Source organism: Anaeromassilibacillus sp. An200 (assembly GCF_002160025.1).
Lineage (GTDB): Bacteria > Bacillota > Clostridia > Oscillospirales > Acutalibacteraceae > Caccousia > Caccousia stercoris.
Genome location: NZ_NFJU01000112.1, coordinates 1 through 1,626, shown reverse-complemented (window position 1 = coordinate 1,626; position 1,626 = coordinate 1). Strand labels below are relative to the sequence as shown.

Sequence of the window (1,626 nt, the reverse complement as noted above, 5' to 3'; positions counted from 1 at the left end):
TCAACGCCTCATGAAATGCCATCACAGCTGAGAATGAAAATAAAGGCAGTGCATAGGACGGCGGCATCTGCTACACTAAAGTCAGCAGGCGTAGTCCGGTTGCACCTTGGTGGATTTCCACCCCGTTTGTTCAACGTGGACGAATTGCCCAAGAGAACAGCAGTATGTTGCGTCACACAAGTGAAGAGCACGAGTAGCAAAGTTCGGATACCCACCCGGGCAATTCCCAGCCTGCATATTTTAGGGAGGGGATTTGATGCAAGACATATTGACCTGCGCTATGGGACTGGACATTCATCGTGATGTTATCGTTGCCTGTCTTGCGAAAGGCGAGCTGGGTACTGAGCCGGAAATCGAAATTCGTTCCTTCAGCACACTCATCCCGGAAATGCGGAAACTGCGGGACTGGGTATTGGAAACAGAATGCCGCCATGTTGCAATGGAGAGCACCGGGATCTACTGGCAGCCCATCTATGAAATGCTGGAACCGTGCTTTGATGGGGAAATCAACATTCTGGTCGTAAACGCCCGTCACATGAAGAATGTACCTGGGCGTAAGACAGATATGCGTGATGCACAGTGGATCGCTACATTGCTTCGAGCTGGACTGCTGAAAGGGAGTTTCATCCCAGATAAGGCTTTTCGGGAGCTGCGGCATCTAACGCGCTATCGCAAAAGCATCGTTCACGACATCACTGCCCAAAAGAATCGTATTGATAAATTTCTGCAAAGCTCCGGTTTTCGTTTTACTGCGTTTCTATCGGACGCTTTTGGTGCATCTGGGCGAAATATCATCCGCCACCTCATGGAATACGGAAGTATCTCATGGGAGACGCTGGATAAGTGTCTGAAAACACAGACCCGGAAACGCATCGATGAAATTTTGATTGCCCTAAACGGCTCCCTCTCAGAACACCAACGTTCTTTCCTTCGCATGGTTTTCGGGCACCTGGAGGCCCTTGAACAACACCGCCGTACTGTGGAGGATGCTATTGTGGAGGAGATCACAAAACATGAGGAGGCTTTGAGTCTCCTGTGTTCCATACCGGGTATTGATGTTACTGCGGCAGCGGCCATCATCGCGGAAATCGGTACTGATATGAGTGCATTTCCGGATTCCCAGCACATTTGTTCCTGGGCTGGTTTGAGCCCCGGCAATCATGAAAGTGCTGGAAAGCGTAAGAGTGTTCATATCAACAAGGGAAATCCCTACCTGAAAAGTATGCTCTGTGAGGTTGGATGGGTCATGTCCGGCAAGCGAGCATTGTACCTATCAGGTTGGTACTGGCGAATCAAACAGCGGAAGGGAGCGAAACGGGCAACGATTGCTCTGGCTCGTAAACTGTTGGCCCTGATCTACACGATGCTGAAGACAGGAATCCCATACAACGAAGAATGCTTTGAGATCCGCAGGAAACAAAGCGAACGCAAGCGGGCCAGCCGAATGGTGAACGAACTGCAAAAGCTGGGGTACCTTGTGGTTGCACCAGGCTGATGCTTATATTTCCATATTTCTGCCTGCGACAGGTTTTGGCCTGCCGCTTTTTGTGCTGCGATGGTTTTTCATGAGGCATTGAAAACCTGTTTGTCAAGGTACACGCCCTCGCTACTTATTTTCGTAGCAAG

At 50.0% G+C, this 1,626-nt stretch carries 1 protein-coding gene; it reads left to right on the top strand.

From position 1 onward, the window contains the following. The first annotated feature begins 256 nt into the window (after nucleotides 1–256). On the top strand, nucleotides 257–1,495 hold the full coding sequence (locus B5F35_RS18070) for an IS110 family RNA-guided transposase (protein ID WP_087243061.1): 1,239 nt from the start codon (nucleotides 257–259) through the stop codon (nucleotides 1,493–1,495). The last annotated feature ends 131 nt before the right edge of the window (nucleotides 1,496–1,626 follow it).